Raw genomic sequence first — 18,500 nt, forward strand, 5'->3', positions numbered from 1 at the left:
TCAGCTCTCCAGCAGGCTCTTGGCGAGGCGGTAGGCCTCGGCGTCGGGTGATTTTGCGGCGTCGCTGAAGAGAGTTGCGATCCGGCGCTTGCCGCGGTGGCAGATGAAGCGGGCGGTTTTGATCGAGGCTTCGTCCTTCAGCGAGTGGGCGTAGGCGATGGCGGCGCTCATCGCGAAGAGCTCGGTGCCGATATCGACAAGGCGGCCTAACAGAAGCTGGCGGCGTTCGAGCTTGGGGCCGTTCTTCGCCATCGAGTGGAAGAGGGTGCGGGCCAGTTTGCGGCTGAGCTTGGCGACATCGTGGAGGCCATGCTTAAGGGGCCGGTCGAGGGCGTGGGGGATGTGGCCGGAGCCCGGGAGCCAGCGGGCGGGATACCACTTGGCGTAGAACACGCCGGCCTTGGCAGCGGCGGAGAGGCGTTCGCCGGCGGCCTTGCGGGTATCGAGCGCGGCGGCACCACGGCGCAGGTGCGGGTCGAGCGCCTCACGGGCGATGAAGAGATGCATGATCTCGGTGGAGCCTTCGAAGATGGTGTTGATGCGGCTGTCGCGCAGCAGGCGCTCGATCGGATCTGGCTTGTCGCCGCGATTGCGCAGGGAGTCGGCGGTCTCGTAGCCACGGCCACCCTTGATCTGCATGGTGCTATCGGCACCGTGCCAGCCGGCCTCGGTGCCCCAGAGCTTGGCCATTGCGGCTTCCAAGCGAATGTCGGCGTGCTTGTCGACATCGACTAAGGCAGAGGTGTAGCGGACCATCGCCTCGGTGGCGAAGGCATCCGCGGCAAGGTCGGCGAGCTTGCCGGCGATGGCCTCGTGCTTGCCGATGGCCTGGCCCCATTGCTCGCGGTCGCGCGACCAGGAGACCGCGATATCGAGGCAGCGGCGGAGCAGGCCAACGCATGCGGCGGGGAGGGTGAGCCGCCCGGTGTTCAGCGTTGTCAGAGCTACCTTGAGACCCTTGCCCTCGCCCGCGACCACGTTCTCGCGGGGGATCTTCACATTGGTGAAGCGGATCACGCCATTGTAGAGCGCGCGCAGGCCCATGAAGCGGCAGCGGGTCACGATCTCCACGCCCGGCCATGCGGTCTCGACGATGAAGGCGGTAATGGCGTTCGGCTTGCCCGGCATGGGGGTGCGGGCCATCACGATGAGATGCTTGGCCTTGAGGCCATTCGTGCACCAGAGCTTCTCGCCATCGAGGATCCAGTGACTGCCATCCTCGGAGAGCTTGGCGCTGGTCTTCATGCGCGCGGGATCGGAGCCGACTTCGGTTTCCGTTAGAGCAAAGGCGGAGATGCCACCGGCGGCGCATTGCGGGAGATACTTCTTCTTCTGCTCATCCGTGCCGAAGGCGAGCAGGGGCTGCGGGATGCCGATCGACTGGTGGGCGGAGAGCAGGGCGGTTAGATTACCGCAGTGGCCACCCAGGAGCATTGCGGCGCGCGAGTAGTTGGTCTGCGAGAGTCCGAGGCCGCCGAGATCCTTCGGGATCTTGATGCCGAAGGCACCGAGGGTGGCGAGGCCCTGGATGACGTCATCGGGGATCTCGCCGTCGCGGTCAATGGCATCGGGATCGGTGCGCTCGCGGAGGAAGGTCCCGAGCTTCTGGAGGAATGCGTCGCCCTCGGCGCGATCGTCTTGCGTCTGTTCCGGGAAGGGGAAGAGCACGCTGAAGTCCGGGGTTCCATCGAAGATCGAGGCCGCGAATCCGCTGAGTTCGCGGCTATCGCGAGAAGATTCGGCGAGCTCGAGAGCGGCACGCTGGCCCGCCGACATTTTCGTGGTGTCGATGATCGAGGCTTCGGCCGGCTTCGCGGGCTTCTTCTCCGGATCAGGAGTGGCGGTGGGTGGCGTGAGTGAAGCTTTCATGGGATCTCGGGGTGCTAGGTTGAGCCGTGGCCTTGGGCCGCATGGCTTGGTCGATCTGGTATTGGAGGGGGCCGCCGCGGAAGGGCGCGTAGCCGGTGCCGAGAACCATCGCGAGGTCGATGTCATCGGCGGTGTCCGCGACGTGTTCGTTGAGGCAGAGACGGGCTTCGTCGCTCATGCTGCGGGCGAGGAGCGCCGCGGTATCGGCGGGTGCCGCTTGATTGCCGGTGCGGAGATTGAGAGCGGCGGGATTTGGTGTGGTACGATGACCCTCGTAGCTGTAGAAGCCGGATCCGGACTTGCGGCCGAGATGACCGCCGGCGATGAGCTTGTCGAGCAAGGCGGGCACGCTCATGCGCTCGGGGAAGGCCTCGGCGAGGGTGCGGGCGACATGGGCGGCGACATCGAGGCCGACTTCATCGAGCAGGCGCAGCGGGCCCATCGGCATGCCGAAGTCGAGCATCGCGTCGTCGATAGCCTTGGGATCGCCGCCGCGTTCGAAGAGCTTCGCGGCCTCCACGAGGTAGGGCATCAGGATGCGGTTGACGAGGAAGCCCGGGGCGTCCTGGACCACCACCGGCAGCTTGCCGATCGAGCGGACGAAGGCGACGGCGGTGGCGAGGGTGGCGTCCGAGGTCTGCGGGGTGCGGACCACCTCCACCAGTTGCATGCGGTGCACTGGATTGAAGAAGTGCAGCCCGACAAGGCGTTCGGGATTGCCAACCACCTCGGCGAGTTCGTGCACCGGCAGGGCCGAGGTATTGGTGGCGAGGATGGTGTCCGGACGGGTGCGGGCGGCGAGATCGGCGAAGACCTTCTTCTTGATGTCCAGTCGCTCGACCGCTGCTTCGATGACCAAATCGCAGCGGTCGAGCGGGACTGGGACAGCAGAGGGAAGAATCCGATCGAGCCCGCGCTGGGTCTCGGTAGGGGTGAAGACCCGGCGATTACGGGCTTCATCGTAGTTCTTTGCGATGGCCCTGATACCCTTGGCGATGGCCTCGTCATTGATGTCGCGCAGGACCACCTCATGGCCGCGGGCACTGAGCCAATAAGCGATGCCCGCCCCCATGACCCCGGCACCAATGACGGCGCAGCGGCCGACCTTATGCGGTTCGGCCTGCACGATGCGGTGCTTCTTGGCGCGTTCCTGCAGGAGGAAGAGGCGCATGAGCTGGTGGGTCTCGGGGCGCGGGGCGAGTTGCAAGATGGCATCGCGCTCGCGCTTGAAGCCTTCCTCGAGCGGGCCGTGGCAGGATTGGATGGCCACCTCGAGAGCGGCTTCGGGCCCCGGGTAGAGGCCGCGGGTCTTTTCTAGCAGAGCCTTGCGGGCCTTCTTGCCGATCAGCGGTGCGACGATGCCATTGTGAAGGAGCGGGCGATGGGGCAGGCGGCGTTTGCCGCGTTTGAAGAAGGTCAGCGCGTAGGCTTCAAGGTTCTCCTGCGGGACCACGGCATCGACGATGCCCTTCGACTTTGCGGCCTTCGCGACCATGATCTTGCCGCCGAGGATGAGGGGCAGCGCCGTGGGCAGGCCGATGAGGCGGGGCAATCGCGTGGTGCCGCCCCAGGCGGGCAGGATGCCGAGGTTGGTCTCCGGCAGGCCGATCTTGGTGGCGGACGCATCGCTGGCCACGCGCCAATCGCAGGCGAGGGCGAGCTCAAGTCCGCCGCCGACGCAGGCACCGTGGATCGCGGCAACGGTCGGGAAGGGGAGCTTGGCGAGCTTCTGGAAGGTGGCTTGGCCGAGTTCGATCAGGTCGCGGAGATCTGAACCTTGGGCAGAACTGAGTGCCTTGAGGTCGGCGCCAGCGATGAAGATGGTCGGCTTGGCCGAGCGGATCAGCAGGCCTTGCAACTCGGGATGGGCGGAGAGCGCATCGAGCTTCGCGGAGAGTTCCACGAGCGCGTCGCGGTCGAAGATGTTCGCCGAGGAGCCTTCGCGGTCGAAGGTCAGGACGCCGTGGCGGTCTTGGATCTGGAAGTGGAGATGGTTCATGGCAATGGTCAGTTGTGTTCGAGCCAGAGGGCGGCTCCTTGGCCGCCACCGACGCAGGCGCTGATCAAGGCGCGCTTGCCGCCGGTTTCGCGGAGTTGATGAAGAGCGGTTAGCGCAAGGCGGGCACCGGTGGCGCCGACCGGGTGGCCGAGGGCGATCGAGCCGCCGCGGCGGTTGAGCTTTTCGGGCGGGATCTCGACCGGGTGGAGGTTGTGGCCGGACTTCGCGGGCTCCTTGAGTGCGGCGAGCACGGCGAGAACCTGCGCGGCGAAAGCTTCGTTGATCTCCACGAGATCGGCATCCTCGGGAGAAAGACCGGTGAGCTGGCGGGCAAGGGCGATGGCGTGCACGGGGCCGAGGCCCATACGCTTGGGATCGCAGCCGCTGTAGGCGTAGCCGGTGAGGCGGCCCAGCGGTTCAATGCCGAGGCGTTTGACTGCAGACTCGCTGCCGACCAAGAGGGCAACCGCGCCATCGGTGATCTGCGAGCTATTGCCCGCGGTGACGCTACCGGTCTGGCGGTCGAAGATCGGCTTGAGCTTGGCCAGCTTTTCGGGAGTCGAGTCCTCGCGGATGCCGTTGTCCTGCATCACGGCGTGGCCGGGCAGATGCACGGGGGCAATTTCTTCCGCGAGCTTGTCGCGGGCGGCGATGGCCTTGCGGTGAGACTCTGCGGCGAAGGCATCCTGCATCTCACGGGTCAGGTGATATTCGCGGGCAAGGATCTCAGCGGTGTCGCCCATGATCATGCCACTGTAGGGATCGGTGAGGCCAAGTTGCAGGCCGACGCGGGGCTTAAAGTCACTGGGGCGGAAGCCGGCGATGGCGGTGATCTTCTGGCCGGTCTGCTTGGCCTTCGCGAGTTCTCCGAACTTCAGCGCGCTGGCGTGCGAGAACATCATTGGCACGCTCGACATGCTCTCGGTGCCGCCGACGAGGAAGAGATCGCCCATGCCGGCCGCCATGCGCTGGTGGGCGGCGGTGATCGCTTCCATGCCGGAGGCGCAGTTGCGGTGCACGGTGGCGGCTGGGATGTGCTGCGGGATGCCGGAGCGCAGGGCGATGATGCGCGCGACGTTGGCAGCATCTGCAGGCTGGGCGACGCAGCCGAAGATGACTTCATCAATCAAGGCGGGGTCGATGCCGGTGCGTAGCAGCAGCGAGGTACAGGCGTGGCGGCCGAGGTCGTCCGCGCTCAGTCCATCGAAGTCCGAGCCCAAGCGGCAGAAGGGCGTCCGGAGTCCGGCAATGATATGGAGATCACTCATGGCAGGGTTCAGTTAGTTTTCGAGGGTCGGCCGGTGATCGACCAGTTTCTGCTCCTTGAGTTCCTTGCCCACGCCCTGCAGTTGGCGGATCTCGTCCCAGGAGTGGAAGACGATGTCATTCGGCGTGAACTCGACCGCTTGGCCGAAGCGGTTGCTGATGCGCTGCTTGAGGACATTGCGATCGCAGCCGTTGGAAGGCGCGGCGTGGACCAGCACGAGGTCGCTTTCGAGCGGGTCGTCGTTGCGCTTCTTGAGCTCGATCTGCCAGGCGCCGAGGCCTTCGGTATCGTCGAGCAAGTTCTCCAGCGCGTTGAAGTCGACCATGGTGCCCTTGAGCTTGCCGATGTTCAGGCGACGGATGTCGGAGACGCGGGAGATCTTGCCTAACAAGCGCGGACAGGTTCGGCCGCAGCAGGGGCACTTCTCCCAAGTGAGGCCACCCTCCACGAGATCGCCGGTGCGGTAGCGGATGACCACGGTGCCGCGTGCATCCAGCGGCGTGCAGACGATCTCACCGGGATGGCCGTCGGGCACACGCTCGCCGGTCTCAGGATCGATGATCTCGATGAAGGTCATGTCCGGATAGATGTGGTAGCCGGTGGGCTTGCCACCCTTCTCCGGCATGCATTCGATCCAGGCCATCTTTGCTTCGGTGAAGCCGTAGGTGGCCATGATCGCGACATCGGGTGCGCCGAGTTCCGCACAGAGCGCGGCGAGCTTCTTGCGCATGCCATTCGGGACCTTCTCGCCGCCGAGCACCACGCGCTTGAGATTCGGCCACTGGATCTTCTCCGCTGCCGATTGTTGGAGCAGGTGATAGAAGAAGGTCGGCATCGCGATGATCGCGTCCGGCTGGACCTTGCCGATCAGGCGCAGGTTGCCATCGGTACCCATGGTCTTGCCCCCGCCGGTGGAGAGCATGAAGGTATTGAATCCGGTGCCCGCATGGTGGGCCAACCAGAAGGCGAGGTGCGGCGCGAAGGGGAAGGCATTGATGTGCCGCCAGGAAGGATCGGAATTGGCGAGCTCCATCATGCGGCGGCCGCCTTCCTCCAGGTTCGCGATGTCGTGCTTCGTGTAGAGGAAAGGCACCGGTGCGGCGCTGCGGCCGGTGGTGCTGGTCATCAGGATCGGCCTGAGTTCTTCCTCCAGCATTTGCTTGGTGGCGGCGGGGCCGTGCGTGAGAGCATGGCGGATGCTCGACCACTGGTGCCTGAGGGCGGACTCGTCCGGGATGATGACGAAGTCCTTGGGGTTCTCTAACAGCCGCTTCGAGGTGAAGGGCAACTTTGCCAGGTCGTCGGTGCCGCGAATGTCACCGGCTTCGATGCCGTGCTCGCGGAAGAGCTTCGAGTAATAGGCCGTGAATGGCACCACACGGTCGTGCAGGAGGCGCCTCAAGAGCACGTCCTGGCGGAAGTGGGTTTCGTCACGCGACGTCGTGGCCCACCATGGATATGTAGGGCGAGGTTTCATGGGTCTGACGGAAATCGGGGCGCAGCAGGGCGCGGATCTCATCGAGGTTCTCGGTCGCGACCTTGCGGCCGGCATCGATGAAGCGCCGGAACCCGGCATAGTCATGCCAGGGCGCGAAGAAATGCTCAGGGCGCAGGCAGAGGTCGGCGCGCTTGCAAGACTCGTGGGCCAGGCGGATCTGTGCGGCGCGGATGCCCTGGCGGAAGGTGTCGATCATGTTGCCCTTGGCGAGGAGGTTGACGTTGCCGTTGAGGGTGCGGCCGAAGCGCTTGAGCCAGCTTGGTGGTGGCTCGTCATCGTTGCGGCAGAGGCCTTCATCCACGTCTTGGAAGGTCGGCACCACGGAGACGGCGAGGACTCGGTCGACGTCGGCGAACTTGTGCAACGCTCCTACCGGAACGGGATCGATCACTCCGCCATCGACGCAGCGATGGCCGTTGATCAGCACGGGGGCGATGATGCCGGGCATGGCGCAGGAGGCGTGCACAGCATCGGCAATGCGGCCCCTGCGGAAGACGATGCGCTCCTTGGTATCGATGTCCACGGAGACGGCGAGAACCTTGCGTTCGAGGTCCTCGAAGCAGAGGTCGCCCAGAGAGCGTTCGAGATGGGCGCGGGCCTTGAGGCCATGGAAGAGCCCCTTCATCGGTGGGAAGATCGGATCGGCCAGTCGCCAAAGCTGACGGCGGTCGTGCATCTCCTCTGCGAGTTCTTCTAACGCCTTGCCCGAGAAACCGGCGGCCCAAAGGGCACCGATGTAGGCTCCCATGCTGGAGCCCGCGATGGCATGGACCTCGATCTGGTTCTCCTCCAGCACTTGGAGGACTCCCACATGAGCGAGGCCGCGGGCACCACCCGAGGAAAGGGCCAGTCCCAGCTTCGGCAGAGGAGCGTCATCCAGCGGTCTTTCCCTTCGCTGATGGCGAGGGTCGCCGCGGAAGAAACGCAGGATATTGCCAAGCATAGGACGGGGTCCTTTCCTGTTGGATGGACCGGTTCATCCCGATCCACCTTCTACCTAACAGTAGCTGGCGTTCGACGGAAAGCAAACCTTCCGTGGAAGATTTCGGGCGAGGCAATTTCAAACGGAGCGGAGTCGAACCGCGAAAGGACGCGAAACTCCGCGGAATTCAAACAGCGGGGAGAATCAAACCACGGAATACGCAGAACACACGGAAGTGAATGTGTTCGTTCCCTTGGGAGGGCAGCCGCTAGAGCTGCTTCGTCCGCTCAGGGGACTGAGCGGACTACCTTTCACAAGGTGATCTGCGCGCCGAGCTCGACCACGCGGCCCGGGGGCAGGCGGAAGTAGGCGGTGGCGGGCGATGCATTTCGCGCCATGACGGCAAAGAGGGCGAGGCGGATGCGGTCGAGGGCGCTGGCGTTCTTGCCGACGCCGTAGCTCTCGCGGCCGAGGAAGTAGGTGGCCTTGCCGGGATTGAACTTCACTTCGTCCGGCAGGCGGTTCTTCAGCGCGTCCGGCACATCAGGCGTGTCCGCGAAGCCGAAGTTGAGATTCACGCGATGCATACCTTCCCCGAGGTCGAAGTGTTCGGCGGCCTCGCGGGGATTCACGTAGGGCTGGTCGAGGGTGTGGACGTGGAGCAGCACGACCTTCTCGTGGAGCACCTGGTTGTGCTTCAGGTTGTGGAGTAGGGCGGTGGGTACGGTGTCGCCGCGACCGCTCATATAGACGGCGGTGCCGTGCACGCGGTGGATCGAGCCGCGCTTGAGATCCGTGAGCAGGGCGGCGACCGGCAGGGCCTCGCGGGAGAGGCGGGCGTAGAGGCGGGCACGGCCCCAGAGCCAGGTCATCATAATGGCGAAGATCGCGCCACCGGCCACCAGCGGAAGCCAGCCGCCGTCGACGATCTTGTGGGTATTCGCCGCGAGGAAGGCACCATCCACGGCCATGAAAGCCGAGGTCATGGCCAAGGCCTTCACCTTGCTCCAGCCCCAGACCGCGATGGCGGCGGAGTAAAAGAGCAGCGAGGTGATGGCCATGGTCAGGGCAATGGCGATGCCGTAGGCGGCTTCCAGCTTGGTGGACTCCTTCTTCCAGAGCACCAGCAGGATGCAGGCGATGGCGAGCAGCTTGTTCACAGAGGGCACGTAGACCTGTCCGGCGGAGTGCTCGGAGGTGTAGCGGATGCGCACGCGCGGCAGCACGCCGAGCTGCACGGCCTGGGTGGTCAGGGAGAATGCGCCGGAAATAAGCGCTTGGCTGGCAATCACCGCGGCACAGGTGGCGAGGATGGTCAGCGGGAGCCGCAGGGCCTCCGGAGCGAGCTTGAAAAAGGGATTCTCAATCGCGGCCGGGTCCTCGGTGAGCAGGGCGGCTTGGCCGAGGTAATTCAGCGCGAGTCCGGGGAAGACCACGGTGAACCAAGCGGCGCGGATCGGCTTCACGCCGAAGTGACCGAGGTCCGCATACAAGGCTTCACCCCCAGTGACGGCCAGGAAGACTGATGCCAGCAGGGGGAAGGCATGATGCCACTCGTGGATCATGAACATCAGGGCCGCATGCGGACTGATCGCGCCAAAGATCGCAGGGTGCTTGAGCGCCATCCGCAGGCCTAGGGCACCAATGACGAAGAACCACAGCAGGAGCACCGGGCCGAAGATCACGCCGACACGGCCAGTTCCAAAGCGCTGGATTGCGAAAAGCCCGATCAGGACGCCCACACAGATGGGCAGGATCCAATCCGATACCACCGGGGCGCTGACGGACAGGCCCTCCACGGCGCTGAGCACGGAGATGGCGGGGGTGAGCATGCCATCCGCATAAATCAGGGCGGCACCGGCGAGGCCGAGGAAGAGCACGGTCTTCGGGTCGCTGCCGCCTAGGCGGCGGGCACCGGAGCGGATCAGGGCGGAGAGAGCCAGGATCCCACCTTCCCCGCGGTTGTCCAAGCGCAGGATGATAAAGAGGTACTTGAGCGAGACGACCAGGATCAGGGACCAGATGACCAGGGAGGCTGCCCCCACGAGGTTTTCCGCGCTGATCGGGGCGCCATGCTGCTCGGCATTGAAGCAGGCACGGAAGGCGTAGATCGGGCTGGTGCCGATGTCCCCGAAAACAATGCCGAGGGCCGCCAAAGAGGCGGCGGCGAGGGCGGGCTGGCGGCCGCAATGGCCGTCGGAATGATTCTTCATCGTGGCGACCAGCTCGGCCGCCCCGCTTTCCAATCACCCCGGATGCCCGGTGGCTAGCGAAAAGCCCCGCCCTGGCTGTCTAAAAAGTCGGCGATTTTGTGCTTGGCGGGGGAGGAAGAAGCCTGAGGAGCACGTGGGGCAGGGCATTACGGGCGGGCGGCGGGTCATCCTTCCGGTGGGGAAACAGGTCTTGTGGGACCCATGGGACCGATGGGCTCATGTCGGGGACTTCCCGCTGTGGCGGAATCCCCGCTGGACGCTGGCCGCGCAGGCCGTTAAACGCGGCCCCGAAATGGCCAAGAAACCGGTGGTGCTTATCATTCGCGACGGCTGGGGTGTGAACCCCGGAGGACAGAAGACTGCCAAGAAGGATGGCAATGCCACCTTGCTGGCCAAGACGCCGTTCCACGATGCGATGTTCGAGAAGTACCCGAAGGGCTTCCTGAGCGCCTCCGGCCTGGACGTGGGCCTGCCGGCGGGGCAGATGGGGAATTCCGAGGTGGGCCACCTGAATCTGGGCGCCGGGCGGATCGTCTACCAGGACCTGACCCGCATCAACAAGGCGATCGAGGACGGCACCCTGGCCAAGAACAAGGTTTTCAAGAAAGCACTGGCGACCGCCGCGGAGAAGGGCAAGCGCCTGCACTTCATCGGGCTGCTGTCCGATGGCGGGGTGCACTCGCATCAGGACCACCTCTGCGCGATGGTGGCACTGGCGAAGGCGGCAGGCGTGAGCGACATGTATGTCCACGCCATCACCGATGGCCGCGATACCTCGCCGACCGGCGGGGCGGGCTATGTCTCGAAGGTGGAGGATGAAATCGCCAAATACGGTGCCCGCATCGCCACGGTGACCGGCCGCTACTATGCGATGGACCGCGACAAGCGCTGGGACCGCACCAAGCTGGCCTGGGACGCGATCGTCCACGGCATCGGCGAGGCGAAGGACGTGCTGCCATCCGAGGCGATCCAGGAGAAGTATGAGGAAGGCAAGACCGATGAGTTCCTGCTGCCGATGGTCTTCGTAACGCCGGGCAAGAAGCTGGTGCGCGATGGCGACGTGGTGCTGTTCTTCAACTTCCGCGCGGACCGGGTGCGCCAGATCTCCGAGACCTTCCTTACGGAGGGCGAGTTCAAGCACTTCAAGGCCGGTCGCCGCCCGAAGGTCACCTATGTGACGCTCACGGAGTACGACAAGAACTACAAGTGCGAGGTGATCTTCCGCCCGCAGACCCTGAAGATGGGCCTGGGCGAGGCCGCCGCGAAGGCGAAGAAGACCCAGCTCCGGATCGCGGAGACGGAGAAGTATCCGCACGTGACCTACTTCTTCAACGGCGGCATCGAAAAGCCGAACAAGGGCGAGGACCGCGGCATCATCCCATCGCCCAAGGACGTGGCGACCTATGACCTGAAGCCGGAGATGAGCGCCGATGAGGTGACGGCCTTCGTGCTCTCCAAGATCAAGGACTACGACCTGGTCATCATCAACTTCGCCAATCCCGACATGGTCGGCCACACCGGCGTGGTGGAAGCCGCGATCAAGGCCTGCCAGAAGATCGACGCCTGCTGCGAGAAGGTGGTGGATGCCACCCTCAAGCTCGGCGGCAAGCTCCTGCTCACCGCGGACCACGGGAACTGCGAGTATATGATCAATCCGGACGGCTCCCCTCACACCGCGCATACGACGAATCTCGTACATCTGATCTACGTGGCTGCGGATGCGGACAAGTATCAGGTGAAGGACGGCATCCTCGCGGACGTCGCGCCGACCCTGCTGGAGATGATGGGTCTGGAGAAGCCGAAGGAAATGACGGGGGCTTCCTTGCTGGCGAAGAAAAAGTGAAGTGCGGCGAGGGGAGGGCTGCGCAGCTGTTAGCAGCGGCGCAGCCACCTTGGAGTAAGCCAGCCATCAATGGTGGTGGGCTATCTCAGTGGTGCCCTTCGAGGCTCTGGATTCCTGGCGTCGGGAAGCGGGGATGGGGGCCTGTTAGGCGAGGTAGTGAGGACTTTGGTCTCGCTCTGCTTTACATCCTAGATATCTCCAAAGCCATGACTGAAGTCGCGGCCTTGGGCGAACATGAGGAAAGAGCGATCGGAGCTGCGTGTTTCGCCGCCCTCGATCTGCTGGGGCTTCCCGAGGATGCGGCTCCCGGAATCATCCATCAGGAGATCCACGAGTTCCTTTGCCGTCAGAATACGAGGGCCGGGCTGTTCCGGAGGAAGCCGCCGATGCCATTGGGAGAGGATTGCCCGATGGCCTTGGGCTCTCTGTGGGGCAGGGCGGTTTGCCGCGAATTTGGTTGGGAGTGGATCGTCGCCAAGCGTGGTGACTGGACAGGCTTGGGAATCGTGGACCCGCGGAGGAAGCACCTCGCACTAGCCCTGAGTTACTTTGATGGCCTGATCAAGGTGCATCCGGAGAGTGCAAATCTTCCCGCCCTGCAACTCTCCAACTGCATCAAGGCCGGCAATCTCCCCGTGGCGGAGGATGGCGCTCTGGTGCTGATTGCCCACTCCGGCAGTTGAGCCTCGGGGCTCTAGAGGCCCGACGGGACGAAGCGGGGAAAGCCGACGCGGGCCAGCCCTTTCCATTTGTCCTTCCTCCCGAATTCGGGAAGAAATGCGGGCAGCGATGAACTTTTCCCCCGAGCAGGTCATCGAGATCTTCAACCAGGCCTTGGAGCGTCCCGTCACGGAGCGCTCGGATTGCCTGGATCGCGCCTGTGCGGGCGATACCGGCTTGCGCGATCAGGTGGAGGGCTTGCTACGGGCTCACGATAGCGCCGGGGAATTCCTGGAAGAAGGGATGAATCTGATTCCCAGCGGAAAGGGCCAGACGATCGGTGAGCGCCCGGGCCAGCGGGTTGGCAGATACACGCTGCTGGAGCAGATCGGAGAGGGCGGCTGCGGCGTGGTCTATCGCGCCGAGCAGCACGCGCCGGTGCGGCGGGAGGTCGCGCTGAAGGTGGTGAAGCCCGGCATGGACAGCAACAGCGTGATCGCGCGCTTCGAGTCGGAGCGGCAGGCGCTGGCGATGATGGAGCACCCGCACATCGCGCAGGTCTACGACGCCGGGGCGACGGCAAGCGGCCGGCCTTACTTCGTGATGGAGTTGGTCCGCGGCGAGAAGATCACCAGCTATTGCGATGGGCACTCGCTGACGGTCCGCGCGCGGCTGGAGCTCTTCGTGCAGGTCTGTCACGCGATCCAGCACGCGCACCAGAAGGGGATCATCCACCGCGATATCAAGCCTTCGAACCTGCTGGTGAGCACCACGGGTGAAGGCTCTCCGCTGCCGAAGGTGATCGACTTCGGCATCGCCAAGGCCATGAGCGGCGAGCAGCTGACGGACAAGACCCTCTTCACCGCGCAGGAGATGCTGATGGGCACGCCGAACTACATGAGCCCGGAACAGGCGGCGATGAAGAGCTCGGACCTGGATACCCGCACGGACATCTACAGCCTGGGCGTGCTGCTCTACGAGCTTCTAACAGGTGTGCCACCCTTCGGCTTGAGGGATCCCTTCAAGAGCGGGCTGGATGAGGTGCGACGGGACATTCTGGACAAGGTGCCGCTGCGTCCGTCCGCGCGCTTGAAGGCGATGCCTGCCGCCGATCTCGGCAAGGTCGCGGAGCTTCGGCAGTCGGAGCCGCTGAAGCTGGTGCGGATGCTGCGCCACGATCTCGACTGGATCGTGATGAAGGCCATGGAGAAGGACCGGACGCGGCGCTACCCGACGGCCAATGCCCTGGCGATGGAAGTGCAGCGCTACCTGGCGGATGAACCGGTTGCGGCCCGGCCGCCGAGCCTGCTCTATCAGCTCGGCAAGCTGGCGGCGCGCAACCGCCTGCTGGTGGGCGGCATTGCGGTGATCGCGCTCTTGCTGGTGGGCAGCCTGGCCGTGGTTTCCGTGTTGCTGGCCAGGGAAAAAGCGGCGCACCAGCAAGCCGAGATCGAGAAAGACAAGGCCCGCAAGGAAACCGCGAAGAACATCCAGGTGAGCGGCTTCCTGGGCAAGATGCTCACTGGGGATGCGCTGGCAGTGGCGCCGGGGCGTGACCTCGCGATCGTGCGGGACCTGCTCGCCCGGACCGACCAGGCGATCGGCAAGGAGCTGGCGGATCAGCCCGAGGTGGAAGCCAAGCTACGCTCGGTGATGGGGGAATCCTACAGCCAGATGGGTGACCACGCCTCGGCCGAGCGAATGTTCCGCAGGACCTTGGAGCTCTGCAAGGCAAGCTTTCCTCCCGATGGTGCCGGAGTCGCCGTCGCCCGGACCCAACTCGGCCAGATCGTGCTGATGGAAGGCCGCTACGATGAGGCTGAAGACTCCTTGGAGTCGGCACGCGCCCTGTGGATTGAGCTTGGTGAAGAGGAAGGGGCGCAAGGGATGCTGACGATCGAAAGGCTCGCCATCTTGCGCTCTCGCCAGAAGCGGCACGAGGAGGCCGAGGCGCTGATGCGCCGGGTGCTTGCCTGGCGCGAAAAGAACCTCGGACCGGATCATCCGGATGTGGTCAACGGGATGAGCAACCTGGCCGTGGTCATCCATGATTCGAAGAGATACAAGGAATCCGAGCCCATGTTCCGTGAGGTGCTAGCGGCGCGCCAGCACTTGGGGGAGGAGGACTCTCCGGAAGAGGCGCGGACATTGAGCAATCTATCCGCCGCACTGCTGGGGCAGGGACGCAGCGACGAGGGACGGGAGTGCCTTGCTCGTGCCGTGGCGGCGTTCCGGAAAGGCTTCCACGTGGAGCATCCCGAACGCTTGGATGCGACCTTCCGACTGGCTGAACTGTATCGCAACGCGGGTGTATTCGCCGAGGCGGAGCCCCTGTATCGCGAATACGTGGCGCACAGCCTCGTCCAGGGTGGCGACTATAGCAACATGGCCGACGTCGCGATCGGCTGCCTGGTGGTCACCTTGCAAGAGCAGAAGAAGTTCGCGGAAGCGGATGCCGTGTTCGATCAATTGCTGGCGCCGGAGTTCGCGGGATCGCCGCAGTTCGTGCCCGTGCTGGAGATGCGCACGGAGTTCCGCTCACGGACCGGCCGATGGCGGGAAGCGGCGGAGGATGCCGCTCGCTTGGTCGCGATCAAGCCGGACAAGCAGGATTACTATCACCGGCTGGCACCGGCGCTGGCGGCCAGTGGCGATGAGGAGGCCTACCGGAAGCTGTGTGCGGAGATCCTCACGCGATTTGCGGCAACGACCGACCGCGTGACTGCCCACCGCATGGCGAAGTGTTGTCTCATGCGCCCGGCTTCGGCAGGTGATCTGGAAGCGGTGGCCCGCATGCTGGACCTGCCGCGGGAGGAGGGAGCGGATGATGTCTCCGCGCCGTCCCTGCAAGTTTGCAAGGCGCTGGCCGAGCTTCGTCGGGGGGATTTCACTGCGGCGGCGGAACTTGCCGCCGGGGTGGGGGATTCCATGCCGCAGCCGGAGGCCGCGGCGCTGGCGGTGCGGGCGATCGCCTTGCAGGCGATGAAGCGGCCGGAGGATGCGGCGGCGGCGCTTGGGCGAGCAAGTGCGGTCTTTGAAGGCAAGCTGCCAAAGATCGAGACAATGAACCTGGGCAGGGATTGGCGGGACTGGATCATCGCCCGGGACTTGCTGGCGGAGGCACGGGCGATGGTGGTGGATGGCAAAACGAGCAGGTGATTGCTTCCCGCCGCTGGTATGACTTATGCAGTGGCCACTCCTCCGCCATGAACGATTTCACCGTGATCCTGACCGCCGTCCAGGAAGGGCGACCACAAGCCGCGGAGGAATTGCTCCAGATGGTCTATGACGAGCTGCGCAAGCTCGCTGCCTACCGGATGTCCCAACAGCCCGCAGGCCAGACCCTGCAGCCGACCGCCTTGGTGCACGAGGCCTGGCTGAAGCTGGCGGGCTCGGACAAGACGAGCTTCGCAGACCGCGGGCACTTCTTTGCGGCGGCGGCCGAGGCGATGCGCCACATCCTGATCGACCGCGCACGGCGCAAGCTTACTCCCAAGCACGGCGGTGATCTGGAGCGGCTTCAGATCGAGGAATTCGAATTGGTTGCCCCGATCACCGATCAGCAGATGCTGGATCTCCACGAGGCTCTCGACCGCTTCTCCCAAGAGCATCCGCTCCAGGCGAAGGTGGTGAAGCTCCGCTTCTTCGTGGGCATGACCCATGAGGAGATCGCGGAGCTTCTAGCCATCTCGGTATCCACGGTGAAGAACTACTGGAACTTCTCCCGCGCCTGGCTCTTCCGCGAGATGGAGGAGGGGATGTAGGCGCGGCTACTTGCTGGTCCCCAAGGGAGGGATAGCAGTGAAGAGCGGGATCAATCCTTCGGGCAATGTCGGGTGGACGAAGACCGCATCCCGCAGCACCGTATAGGGCAGACCTGCCAGAATGGCGACTTGGACCACGGCCATGATCTCACCGGCTCCGACTCCGAAAACGGTAATGCCGAGGATGCGGTCGCTGTCCGCCGCGACCAGCACTTTCATGAAGCCGCGGGTCTCGGACAGGGTGCGGGTGCGCAGCGCGGCGGCCATCGGGACTGTGGCCTTGCGATAGGCGACGCCTTCCTTCTTCGCCTCGGTTTCGCTCAAGCCGACCCGGGCGAACTCGGGATCGGTGAATAGACAGAAGGGCAACTGCCGGTGGGTGGTGACCCGATTCCCTCCGAGGATGTTATCCCGGACGATCCGGAAGTCGTCGAAGGCGATGTGCGTGAAATGCGGGCTGCCGGCACAGTCTCCCACTGCAAACACATCCGGAGCCGTGGTCTCCAGGCGTTCGTTCACCTGGATGTGGCCGCGCTCGGTGACCTCCACCCCGGCAAGATCCAGGCCAATTCCGGAGGTATTCGGGAGGCGTCCGCTGGCAACCAGAAGATGTGTTCCTTGCTGGAGGTCTTCCGTGCTCCCGTTTGTCACGGTCAGCTTCACGGCATCGCCCGATCTTCCCTCGACCCGTGTCACGACCGACTTCAAGACCAGCGGGATACCTTCGTCCGCGCATAGTTGCTGGAGTGCTGCGGAGACATCCTCGTCTTCGCTTGGGGCAAGTCGTGGATTTCGGTCGATGATGGTAACCCGGCTGCCGAAGCGCCGCATCGCCTGGGCAAGCTCCAGACCGACAAAGCCACCACCCAGAACGACCAGATGTTCCGGGACGGTGTCGAGCTCCAGCAGCTCGATGTGGGTGAGCGGCGCGGCCTCCACCATGCCTGGCAGGGGCTCCACGCGGGCGCGGCTGCCGGTGCTGATGATGATCTTCTTGCCGCGCAGGAGCCGGATGCTCCCGTCGGCAGATGTCACTTGGATGACCTTAGGCTCCACGAATTGTCCCGACCCGAAGATCAGCTCGGTGCCGCTCGTCTCGAAGTTCTTCAGATGCATTTCAACCAAGCCGGTCACCATCTTGCGCTTCCTCTCGCGGACCGCTGACATATCGATGACCGGATCGCTGGTCATGACCCCGAACTCCTCTCCGCGCCCTAGAAGCGACGCCACCTTGGCGCTGTGAATGACATTCTTGCTCGGGAGGCAGGCAATGTTCGGGCAGGAGCCGCCGATGTATTTGCGCTCGATCACCGCGACCCGCTGGCCAGCTCGTGCCAAGGACCACGCGGCAAACTTCCCGCCCTCTCCACAGCCGAGCACTAGCACGTCGTAGTCTTCGTGGATTCCGGGAACTTGTGCGGCTGGGGTATTCATGGGGTGGGAATGTTGCTCGTGATCCTTGGCGGCCATTCATCAATGTCACGCCACTTCGTGGGAGTTACTTGCCGGTCTGCTTGTCGAGGAAGCTCCGGATCAGCGTGGTAATCTCGGTTCCATCCTCCTCCAGCGCGAAGTGGCCGGTATCGAACAAGTGGAAGTCCAGGTTCTTCAGGTCACGCTTGTAGGGATAGGCGCCAGCCGCGGGGAAGATCGCATCGTTCTTGCCCCACACGATCAGTGTTGGTGGTTGGTATTTGCGGAAGTATTCCTGCCACTGCGGGTAGAGCGGAGGATTGCTGCCGTAACTGTAGAAGAGCGAGAGCTGGATCTCCTGGTTGCCCGGGCGATCCAGATGCGGTTGCACGTGCTCCCAAGTATCGGGGCTGATCGTCTCGGGATTTCGCACGCCGTTGAGGTACTGCCATTTGGTGGCGTCGATCGTCAGTACCGAGCGCAGCTTGTCGCCGTTCTCCTTGCTGCGGTCTTTCCAGTAGACTTTGACCGGCTTCCAGAAATCGTTGTCGAGGCCCTCTTCATAGGCATTGCCGTTCTGGATGATCAGGGTCTGCACCCGCTCCGGATGCTTGGCCGCGATGCGGAATCCGATCGGGGCGCCGAAGTCCATCAGGTAGATGGAATACTTGTTCAGGCTGATCTGCTCGGTGAGCTTCTCGACGACCTTCGCAAGGTTATCGAAGCTGTAGTCAAACTCGCCGACGGACGGAGAGGAGCTACTGCCGTAGCCGGGATAGTCCGGGGCGATGAGGTGGTATTTGTCGGCCAGTTTCGGGATCAGATCACGGAACATGTGCGAGGAGGTAGGGAAGCCGTGCAGCAGCAAAACTACGGGTGCATCCTTGGGGCCGGCTTCACGGTAGAAGATGTCCAGTCCATCGATCTTTGCCGTCCGATAGAAGACTTGGCTGGTCTTCGAATCTGCCTTGGCTGCTGGTCCCATCACTGCGAGAAGCGTGACGGCCAGTGCGATTGAAATGTTCTTTATCATGGCGATTATTTGTTAGGGT

General features: G+C 64.0%; 12 protein-coding genes. 4 read left to right on the plus strand and 8 right to left on the minus strand.

Annotation, left to right across the window (positions count from 1 at the left end):
* From BV071_RS31150 to BV071_RS31175, 6 genes are all read right to left on the minus strand, one after another.
* Positions 1–1,869, minus strand: coding sequence for an acyl-CoA dehydrogenase family protein (locus BV071_RS31150; RefSeq protein WP_081886359.1), 1,869 nt, complete (start codon positions 1,867–1,869; stop codon positions 1–3).
* A complete protein-coding gene (locus BV071_RS31155; protein ID WP_052574097.1) occupies positions 1,832–3,868 on the minus strand; it encodes a 3-hydroxyacyl-CoA dehydrogenase NAD-binding domain-containing protein in 2,037 nt (678 codons plus the stop codon). The genes BV071_RS31150 and BV071_RS31155 overlap by 38 nt, the downstream gene beginning before the upstream one ends.
* An 8-nt stretch (positions 3,869–3,876) precedes the next feature.
* Positions 3,877–5,136, minus strand: a complete 1,260-nt coding sequence (locus BV071_RS31160) for a thiolase family protein (RefSeq protein WP_035615944.1) — start codon at positions 5,134–5,136, stop codon at positions 3,877–3,879.
* 12 nt (positions 5,137–5,148) lie between these two features.
* Positions 5,149–6,612: an AMP-binding protein gene (locus BV071_RS31165; protein ID WP_265595128.1), complete on the minus strand. Its 1,464-nt coding sequence runs from the start codon at positions 6,610–6,612 to the stop codon at positions 5,149–5,151.
* Positions 6,566–7,576 (minus strand): patatin-like phospholipase family protein, encoded by a 1,011-nt coding sequence (locus BV071_RS34015; protein WP_052574098.1) that lies wholly within the window; start codon positions 7,574–7,576, stop codon positions 6,566–6,568. Before BV071_RS34015 ends, BV071_RS31165 begins: the two co-directional genes overlap by 47 nt.
* 290 nt (positions 7,577–7,866) lie before the next feature.
* A complete protein-coding gene (locus tag BV071_RS31175) occupies positions 7,867–9,768 on the minus strand; it encodes a potassium transporter Kup (protein ID WP_035616099.1) in 1,902 nt (633 codons plus the stop codon).
* Positions 9,769–10,060: 292 nt separating this feature from the next.
* Between BV071_RS31175 and gpmI the strand changes: the two genes are divergently transcribed.
* The 4 genes from gpmI (at position 10,061) to BV071_RS31195 (ending at position 16,035) form a co-directional block, all read left to right on the plus strand.
* Positions 10,061–11,611, plus strand: a complete 1,551-nt coding sequence (gene gpmI / locus BV071_RS31180; RefSeq protein ID WP_035615948.1) for a 2,3-bisphosphoglycerate-independent phosphoglycerate mutase — start codon at positions 10,061–10,063, stop codon at positions 11,609–11,611.
* 206 nt (positions 11,612–11,817) lie between these two features.
* The gene (locus tag BV071_RS31185; RefSeq protein WP_035615950.1) at positions 11,818–12,294 is read left to right on the plus strand and encodes a hypothetical protein; all 477 of its coding nucleotides are present in this window, start codon (positions 11,818–11,820) and stop codon (positions 12,292–12,294) included.
* 106 nt (positions 12,295–12,400) lie between these two features.
* Entirely contained in the window at positions 12,401–15,430 is a 3,030-nt protein-coding gene (locus BV071_RS34020; RefSeq protein ID WP_052574099.1) for a serine/threonine-protein kinase, read from the plus strand.
* Between the two features lie 47 nt (positions 15,431–15,477).
* Positions 15,478–16,035 (plus strand): sigma-70 family RNA polymerase sigma factor, encoded by a 558-nt coding sequence (locus BV071_RS31195; RefSeq protein ID WP_035615952.1) that lies wholly within the window; start codon positions 15,478–15,480, stop codon positions 16,033–16,035.
* Positions 16,036–16,041: 6 nt separating this feature from the next.
* Here BV071_RS31195 and BV071_RS31200 read toward each other — a convergent pair whose 3' ends face one another.
* A complete protein-coding gene (locus BV071_RS31200; protein WP_035616103.1) occupies positions 16,042–17,469 on the minus strand; it encodes an FAD-dependent oxidoreductase in 1,428 nt (475 codons plus the stop codon).
* Positions 17,470–17,533: 64 nt separating this feature from the next.
* Positions 17,534–18,433, minus strand: a complete 900-nt coding sequence (locus BV071_RS31205; RefSeq protein ID WP_343123413.1) for an alpha/beta hydrolase — start codon at positions 18,431–18,433, stop codon at positions 17,534–17,536.
* Between the last annotated feature and the right edge of the window lie 67 nt (positions 18,434–18,500).

This window comes from Haloferula sp. BvORR071, assembly GCF_000739615.1.
Taxonomy (GTDB): Bacteria; Verrucomicrobiota; Verrucomicrobiia; order Verrucomicrobiales; family Akkermansiaceae; genus Haloferula.